Origin of the sequence: Hyphomonas sp. (assembly GCF_037969335.1) — a bacterium.
Lineage (GTDB): Bacteria > Pseudomonadota > Alphaproteobacteria > Caulobacterales > Hyphomonadaceae > Hyphomonas.
On record NZ_JBBKXE010000197.1, the window covers coordinates 1 to 6,709 of the forward strand.

A 6,709-nucleotide genomic window follows, 5' to 3' on the forward strand; every position below is an offset into this window, starting at 1 on the left:
ACCGAGACCATTCCGGCCTCTTCGGTGAGGCGGACCTTGGAGCGGACATAGACCTGGCTGGCGGGGTCTTCACCGACAAGGACAACCGCAAGCGAGGGCTGGCCCGGCAGGGCCGCGACTGCGACAGCGACCTTCGCCCGCACCGCTGCGGCCACACCGGTTCCGTCGATCCGTTTTGCACTCATTCTCGCATCATCCCTGCCAAGACGCCCGCCAAGTCTGGCGGCCCGTCAATTTCAAGGCCTTTTAGCCGGTTCTTGCCGCCCGTCACCACCCTGACGGCAGACTTTGGTACGCCGAGATGTTTTGCGAGGAGTTTTTCGACCGCCGCATTGGCCTTGCCATCTTCCGGCACGGCACGGACACGCACTTTCAGGTAGCGTCGCCCGGCGGCATCCGTTTCGGGGCCTTCGATCCGGTCAACCGACGCGTTTGGCTGCACGCGGACCGTGAGCCGGTGCATGCGCTAGAAGGGCGCGATCGTGTAGCCGTAGCGAACGATCAGGCGCTGCAGGAAGAAGATGAGCAGGAGCACGGCCATCGGCGTCAGGTCGAGGCCGCCAAGGGGCGGGAGAATCCGGCGGATCGGCGCGTAGACCGGTTCGGTGATCCGCTCGAGGCCGCCCCAGATGCTGCGCACTGTAGGGTTCTGGATCGACAGGACCTTGAACGCGACCAGCCAGGACATCACGGCCTGGACGATGATGATCCATGTCGCGATGTTCAGGAGAAACAGAATGACATCCAGTATCGCGCGCATTGAAAACTCTCCGGAAACAAGGTGACTGCAAAGTGTCACTTAGGATGTGTTGGCAAGGGGATGCAAGGTCAGCACTGTCGCTTTACCCTGCGACATGGTTTGCATCGGACCGGTGCCGGATTAGCTCTGGAGGATGCTACGGGAGGGCACACGGGCATGACAGAGACTGAAACACCCCTTCGCCCACTGACCCGCCTGCAACAGGGCATGATCGCACTGGCCATGGTCGCCATGGGCGCCGGCATGACGATCAATTTCGTGGTTGTGGCGCCCCTGGCCCGCAAGGCCGGGCTGACCGAAATCCAGGTGGCGGGCATCCTGACGCTGTCGACCGTGATCTACACGATCATGATCCCGATCTGGGGCCGGATCGCGGACCGGGTTGGCCGCAAGCGCGTGATGGTCTTTTCACTGTTCGCCATGGGCCTGACCAACATGGCCTTCCTGTTCGCGCTGAGCGCTGCGCTGGCGGGCGTGGTGACGGGGATGACGACGTTCTTCCTGCTGGTCTTCGTCAGGGTCTGGTTCGGCCTGCTCTCGCCGGGCCTGCAGCCCGCCTCGATGGCCGCAATGACGGACGCAACCACAACAATGACCCGCGCCGGTGGCCTCGGCATGCTGGGCGCGGCGATGAGTGTCGGCTCGATCCTCGGCCCGGCAGGCGCTGCCGTGCTGGCCCCGTTTGGCGCGCTGGTGCCGCTCTGGGGCACGATCATCCTCAACCTGGTCGTCGGGGTCATCCTGGCGTTCGTCCTGCCGCGCAGCCGCGACCGGGTGCGCGAGAGCCACCGACCGAAACCGCTCTCTTTCACGGATGCCCGCGTACGGCCGCACCTGATGTTCCTGTTCATATATTTCGTCGCCATCGGGATGATCCAGCAGACCGTTGGCTGGTTCATTGAGGACCGCTACGAATTCGTCGACACGGCCGCGCGTACGGCGGCTGAAATGGCGGTCCTCTTCACCGGCATCATCTTCTCCTGCCTCGCCTTCTCGATGATCGTCGTGCAATTCGGCTATATCACGCCGCGCAAGCCGGATCCGCGCCGTATCCTGCCCATCGGGCTCACCCTTGTGACGATTGGCTATGTCTGCGCGGACACGTTCCAACCCTTCTGGGCGATGTGCCTGAGCTTCCTTGTCGTGGGTGTCGGCGCGGCGCTGGCCGTGCCGTCGGCCAACGCGCTCGGCAGCCTGTCGGTCTCACGCGAGGAACAGGGCTCGGCCGCTGCGCTTCTGGCAGCGGCCCCGCCTGCGGGGTTCATCTTTGGGCCGCTGATCGGTGCCACGCTGTATTCGATCATGCCAAGCTTGCCGCTTATGGCATCCGCAAGCGTTGTCGGCATACTGGCCGTCTATGCCTTCGTCGTCACGGCGCGCCGCCCGATCAGCCCATGATGAAAGCGTTGAGCTTGTTGCCGTCAGGGTCGCGGAAATAGGCGGCATAGAAACCGCCGTCGCCGCGCGGCCCGGGCGGGCCTTCATCCGTGCCGCCATGCGTCAGCGCGATCTTGTAGAGGCGGTGGACCTGGTCCTTGTCTTTCGCCTGCAGTGCCACCATCGTTCCGTTGCCAGACGTCGCCGGCTGGCCGTCGAAAGGCAGCGTTGCAGCGATTCCGGCCGGGCCGTCCGGTGTGCCCCAGGCGATGAACGTGTCGAATTCCATCATCCGCGGCGTGCCCATTTCAGCGGCAATCGCATCGTAGAATTCAGCGGCACGGGCGAGGTCGCTCACCCCTAGAGTTACATATCCAATCATGTCCTTCTCCCCAGTTGAGGAAAAGAACATAACATGAACACATATTTCCGGGCAAGTCCCTATTGGGCGGAAATGCCGCCATCGACCTTGAGTTCGATACCCGTCACCAGCTTGCTCTCGTCGGAGGCAAGGTAGAGCACCGCATAGGCGATATCGTCCGGCTCGCCGACCTTGCCGAGCGGGATCTGGCGGCCCAGCTTGGCGAGGGCTTCTTCCTCGCCGAACATTTCCTTGGTGCGGTCGAGGATCGGCGTGTTGATGAAGACCGGGTGCACCGAGTTGCAACGGATCTGGCCGCCTTTGGCGCAATGCAGCGCGATGGATTTCGAGATGTGACGCACGGCGGCCTTCGCCGTGTTGTAGGAGACGTAGTTGGCGCTGGCGATGATGCCTGCGATGGACGAGATATTGATGATCGAACCCAGGCCATGGGCGCGCATCAGCGGGATTGCATACTTGCAGCCAAGGAAGATGGAATCGACGTCGACCGTCTGCACCTTCTTGAACATGTCGTAGTTTTCGTCTTCGACCGAGCCGAGCGAACCGATGCCGGCATTGTTGACGAGCACGTTGATGCCGCCCATCGCATCATGCGCGGCTTTCAACACTTCCTGCCACTGGGCTTCGTCTGTGACGTCATGCTGGAAGGCGAAGGCGGTGCCAGCGCCATGCGCGGCATTGATCTCGGCAGCCACTTTTTCGGCGCCTGCGCCGTTCACATCCGTCAGCGTGACCTTGGCACCTTCCTTGGCGAGCATCTTGCCGATGGCTTCGCCGAGGCCCTGCGCGCCGCCGGTGATGAATGCCATTTTTCCCTGAACTCTGCCCATACCTGTTTCCTCTCGATTTTTTTCTGTGACCTTCTCCCTAGCAGGCGAAAGTGATGGGGGCCAAACGCATTCTTGCCCGAATCCGCTTGATGCGCGCGTCATTCGGAGTGATCCTGACGGCCATGACGCAGGGCGCTGATCCTGATCGGGCAGAAGCCCATTTCCACTTGTTCGATACGGCCATCGGGCCGTGCGGCCTGGCGTGGAATTCTGCGGGCCTCGTCCAGGTCCAGCTACCCGAAGCCAGCGAGGCGGCCACCGAGACACGGCTCGGCCGGGGCGCCTCGGCGACATGGACCGACACCCTGCCCCGGTCGATCCAGAATTGCGCCGGGTGCATGCGCGCCTATTTCGACGGCGAGACGATCGACTTTACCGATGTCACGCTCGACATGGGCCGGATGAGCGCCTTCAACGCGAAGGTCTACACCGCGCTGCGCCAGGTCGGCTGGGGACAAACGACCACTTATGGCGCGCTGGCGAAGACGCTCGGCGATCCGCACGCCGCGCGGGCGATCGGGGCCGCGATGGGCAAGAATCCCTGGCCGCTGATCGTGCCTTGCCACCGGGTGCTGGCGGCGTCGGGCAAGATTGGCGGTTTCTCGGCCTATGGCGGCCGGGCGACCAAGCGGCACATGCTGCAGCTGGAACGCGCCGATGCCGACGGGGCGGCGCCGATGCTGCCGGGTCTGTTCGACTGAATTCAGGCCTTGCCGTCCTGTTCCCTGCGCTGCGCCTCCCAACGACGGCGCAGTGTCGCAATACGCTCCGGGAAGCGACCCAGTGTTTCGGCGCGGCGCACGCGGTCAGTCCGGAAGTGGCGGAAATCCTGGCGCAATTCGCACCATGCACCGATGAGGCGGACCTGGTCCCAATAGGCGAGCAGGAAGGGCCAGATGACACGGCGCGTGACATTGCCCGTCTCGTCGGCATAGTCGATGGCCATTTTCATCTGTCCACGGATCGCTCCACGCACCAGTGCGACGTCGAAATTGTCTTTGGGGCGCTCACGGTAGCTGACGGGCACGAGGCCGGAGTCGACAATCACCGGCTGCAGCTCGCGTGGCACGGCGACTGTCAGCTTGGCGATCAGGTCACGCGCGCCGCGTGACAAGGCCTCATCCCCGCGCGCGGCGACCCATTGCGCCCCGAGCACAGCGGCCTCCAGCTCATCCGCCGTCAGCATCAGCGGCGGCATGTCGTAGCCGTCTTCCAGCACATAGCCGGTGCCTGCCTCACCCCGGATCGGCACGCGCTGGGCGATCAGTTCTGCCATGTCGCGGTAGAGCGTACGCAGCGAGACTTCCAGTTCTTCGGCCAATGCCTGTCCGGTGACCGGCGCGCGGTGGCGGCGCAGGACCTGGATGATCTGGAACAGGCGTTCAGTTCGTCTCATCTCTTGTCCCTACTGCCACGCTGCTGACACCATGCTGTCAGCAGGCCTCGCGTATCAAGCCCCTATCGCAACCACGATATGGAGACTGACAATGATTACGCTTTATGGATGGGGCCCGCAGTTCGACTGTCCTTCGCCCAGCCCCTATGTGATGAAATCGGACATCCAGCTGCAGATGCTGGGCGTCGACTTCGACCGCGCCATCGCCGACCTGGAATCGGTGCCAAAACACAAGGCGCCCTATGTGACCGATGGCGACTTCCTAGTCCAGGACAGCAATTTCATCCGGGCACACTTTGAAAGAAAGCTCGGCAAATCGCTGGATGCCGGCCTGACGGATGAACAGCGCGCAGCCAGCTGGGCACTGGAACGGATGGCGGAGGGCCACCTCCACACGATCATGGCCATGGAGCGCTGGCTGAAGGACGACAATTTCTTCAAAGGCCCCATCCATTTCTTCGGTAACGTGCCGGAGGCGAGCCGACCGGCGGTCGTCAAGGAACTGCGCGAAGGCATGGTGGCGACACATTATGCCGCCGGCATGGGCCGTCATACGGAAGCCGAGCGGATGCGACTCGCCGAATGGGACCTGCAGGCCCTGGCGATCCAGCTGGCCGCCAAGCCTTTCCTGTTCGGAGACAGGCCGACAGCAGCGGATGCCAGCGTCTCGTCCGTGCTGATTTCCTGCGCGACCGAATTCTTCGACACGCCGCTGTCTGACCGCGTACGTGGCCACACGAACCTCGTCGGCTACATGGACCGGATGACGAAACGCTATTTCGCGAAGAATCGCTGGCCCGTGGCGGAAATGGCCTGATCCCGGCACTCAATAGGCGACATGCCTGACACTGTTTCTGTGTGTATCACGCCTCTACAAGGATAGCCTGCGCATCCACGCGGATGCGCAGGTTGCCATGCATGGAGATACGGGGGCCACGTCATGCTGAACTTCCTCCAATTCATGACGCAGACCGACGTGCCGCGAATCCAATACCTGGCGAAGGCCTTCGCCGCGGCCGTCGCGGGCACCGTCCTTGTCACGACGCTGGCAGTTCTGCTCCTGCCGGAAAATACCGCACCCGATGCCAGCGACCAGACAGCCCCTCCGATGGTCGGCCTGCTCGTAATCTGGCCCATCGTGTCGACACTGGTGATCTGGGCCTTATTGGCCGGGCTGAGGCGCATCACGCCGACCTATTGGCATGCCGCCGGCATATCGGCGCTGATCTTCCTGGTCCTGTTCAGCCTGGGCGCAGGCCTGCAGGCGGGACTGATCTTTGCCTGGCCCTATTTCCTATATTCGCTGACATTCCTGGCCTGGCAGCTCAAGTCGGATGCTGACGCCTTCATCATGACCGGGCTGCTCCAGTCGGCCGTCATGGCCCTGCCGGCCCTGATCATCAGTTCGCAGGCGTGAATCGGGCCTGATCGGTGAAATTTGCACCGTCCTGTTCAGCCGGCATATACCGTCGCCATGGTAACCATACTGGATGCTCCGCAAGCTCATTGCCTCGCTGATCGCCCTCTATGCCATCGCCTTCGCGTTTGGCGCGCTGTCGGCTGTGCGCTGGCCGTCGATCATGATGCTGGTCAGCTGGATGGTGCAGGACGATATCGCGAGCGGCCTTGATGCCGTCGACTGGCGGGCGCTCGGCATTGCCTATGGCGCGCCCTACCTGCTCGCTGCGCTGTGTTTCTATTGCTCTGCCGTGATGATTTCCGGCCGCCGCAGCGGCGGTGTGCTCTGGTATGTCATGGGCCTCTGCGCCGGGTTCCCGACGGTCTATCTTGTCAGCTTCGAAAACGGCTGGTGGCAGGATCCGAGCATCGCGGAAGGCGCCGTGGCAGGGGCCGCGATCGGCGCAGTCCTTCTGCTGAGTGCCGTGTATGAACTTCGCAAGCGGGCACCGGTCCGCGTGATGCAGCCCGAGGCCGTTGCCCCGGCCGCCGTCGCGCCCGACCTC

General features: G+C 63.1%; 11 protein-coding genes. 5 read left to right on the forward strand and 6 right to left on the reverse strand.

The window, feature by feature from the left end:
• The 3 genes from AADA04_RS14650 to AADA04_RS14660 all read right to left on the reverse strand — a co-directional run.
• Positions 1-185 (reverse strand): tetrahydrofolate dehydrogenase/cyclohydrolase catalytic domain-containing protein (locus AADA04_RS14650; protein ID WP_340694021.1); only part of this gene is annotated, 185 nt, incomplete at its 3' end.
• Positions 182-463, reverse strand: a complete 282-nt coding sequence (locus AADA04_RS14655) for a DUF167 family protein (protein WP_340694022.1) — start codon at positions 461-463, stop codon at positions 182-184. The genes AADA04_RS14650 and AADA04_RS14655, both read right to left, overlap by 4 nt.
• 3 nt (positions 464-466) lie before the next feature.
• Positions 467-760 carry a YggT family protein gene (locus AADA04_RS14660; RefSeq protein ID WP_340694023.1) on the reverse strand — a complete coding sequence of 98 codons (294 nt, stop codon included), beginning with the start codon at positions 758-760 and terminating at the stop codon, positions 467-469.
• A 156-nt stretch (positions 761-916) separates the two neighbouring features.
• Between AADA04_RS14660 and AADA04_RS14665 the strand changes: the two genes are divergently transcribed.
• Entirely contained in the window at positions 917-2,158 is a 1,242-nt protein-coding gene (locus tag AADA04_RS14665) for an MFS transporter (protein ID WP_340694024.1), read from the forward strand.
• On the opposite strand, the gene AADA04_RS14670 is transcribed toward AADA04_RS14665, so the two are convergent.
• A complete protein-coding gene (locus AADA04_RS14670) occupies positions 2,148-2,519 on the reverse strand; it encodes a VOC family protein (RefSeq protein WP_340694025.1) in 372 nt (123 codons plus the stop codon). The genes AADA04_RS14665 and AADA04_RS14670 overlap by 11 nt on opposite strands.
• 59 nt (positions 2,520-2,578) lie before the next feature.
• Entirely contained in the window at positions 2,579-3,349 is a 771-nt protein-coding gene (locus AADA04_RS14675) for an SDR family oxidoreductase (protein ID WP_340694026.1), read from the reverse strand.
• Between the two features lie 53 nt (positions 3,350-3,402).
• Here AADA04_RS14675 and AADA04_RS14680 point away from each other — a divergent pair, with 53 nt between their 5' ends.
• Entirely contained in the window at positions 3,403-4,050 is a 648-nt protein-coding gene (locus tag AADA04_RS14680) for a methylated-DNA--[protein]-cysteine S-methyltransferase (RefSeq protein ID WP_340694027.1), read from the forward strand.
• A 2-nt stretch (positions 4,051-4,052) separates the two neighbouring features.
• Here the strand turns inward: AADA04_RS14680 and AADA04_RS14685 are convergent, their stop codons facing one another.
• Positions 4,053-4,745, reverse strand: a complete 693-nt coding sequence (locus tag AADA04_RS14685) for a YafY family protein (protein WP_340694028.1) — start codon at positions 4,743-4,745, stop codon at positions 4,053-4,055.
• Between the two features lie 91 nt (positions 4,746-4,836).
• On the opposite strand from AADA04_RS14685, the gene AADA04_RS14690 reads away from it, so the two are divergent.
• The 3 genes from AADA04_RS14690 to AADA04_RS14700 form a co-directional block, all read left to right on the forward strand.
• On the forward strand, positions 4,837-5,562 hold the full coding sequence (locus AADA04_RS14690) for a glutathione S-transferase family protein (protein WP_340694029.1): 726 nt from the start codon (positions 4,837-4,839) through the stop codon (positions 5,560-5,562).
• A gap of 123 nt (positions 5,563-5,685) precedes the next feature.
• Positions 5,686-6,162 carry a hypothetical protein gene (locus AADA04_RS14695; RefSeq protein ID WP_340694030.1) on the forward strand — a complete coding sequence of 159 codons (477 nt, stop codon included), beginning with the start codon at positions 5,686-5,688 and terminating at the stop codon, positions 6,160-6,162.
• A 73-nt stretch (positions 6,163-6,235) separates the two neighbouring features.
• Positions 6,236-6,709: hypothetical protein (locus AADA04_RS14700; protein WP_340694031.1), on the forward strand; the 474-nt coding region annotated here is incomplete at its 3' end.

What these genes read in the sequence shown, in the direction of transcription:
- AADA04_RS14655 (WP_340694022.1), bottom strand. Translation starts at nt 463, where the DNA reads ATGCACCGGCTCACGGTCCGCGTGCAGCCAAACGCGTCGGTTGACCGG.
- AADA04_RS14660 (WP_340694023.1), bottom strand. Translation starts at nt 760, where the DNA reads ATGCGCGCGATACTGGATGTCATTCTGTTTCTCCTGAACATCGCGACA.
- AADA04_RS14665 (WP_340694024.1), top strand. Translation starts at nt 917, where the DNA reads ATGACAGAGACTGAAACACCCCTTCGCCCACTGACCCGCCTGCAACAG.
- AADA04_RS14670 (WP_340694025.1), bottom strand. Translation starts at nt 2,519, where the DNA reads ATGATTGGATATGTAACTCTAGGGGTGAGCGACCTCGCCCGTGCCGCT.
- AADA04_RS14675 (WP_340694026.1), bottom strand. Translation starts at nt 3,349, where the DNA reads ATGGGCAGAGTTCAGGGAAAAATGGCATTCATCACCGGCGGCGCGCAG.
- AADA04_RS14680 (WP_340694027.1), top strand. Translation starts at nt 3,403, where the DNA reads ATGGGGGCCAAACGCATTCTTGCCCGAATCCGCTTGATGCGCGCGTCA.
- AADA04_RS14685 (WP_340694028.1), bottom strand. Translation starts at nt 4,745, where the DNA reads ATGAGACGAACTGAACGCCTGTTCCAGATCATCCAGGTCCTGCGCCGC.
- AADA04_RS14690 (WP_340694029.1), top strand. Translation starts at nt 4,837, where the DNA reads ATGATTACGCTTTATGGATGGGGCCCGCAGTTCGACTGTCCTTCGCCC.
- AADA04_RS14695 (WP_340694030.1), top strand. Translation starts at nt 5,686, where the DNA reads ATGCTGAACTTCCTCCAATTCATGACGCAGACCGACGTGCCGCGAATC.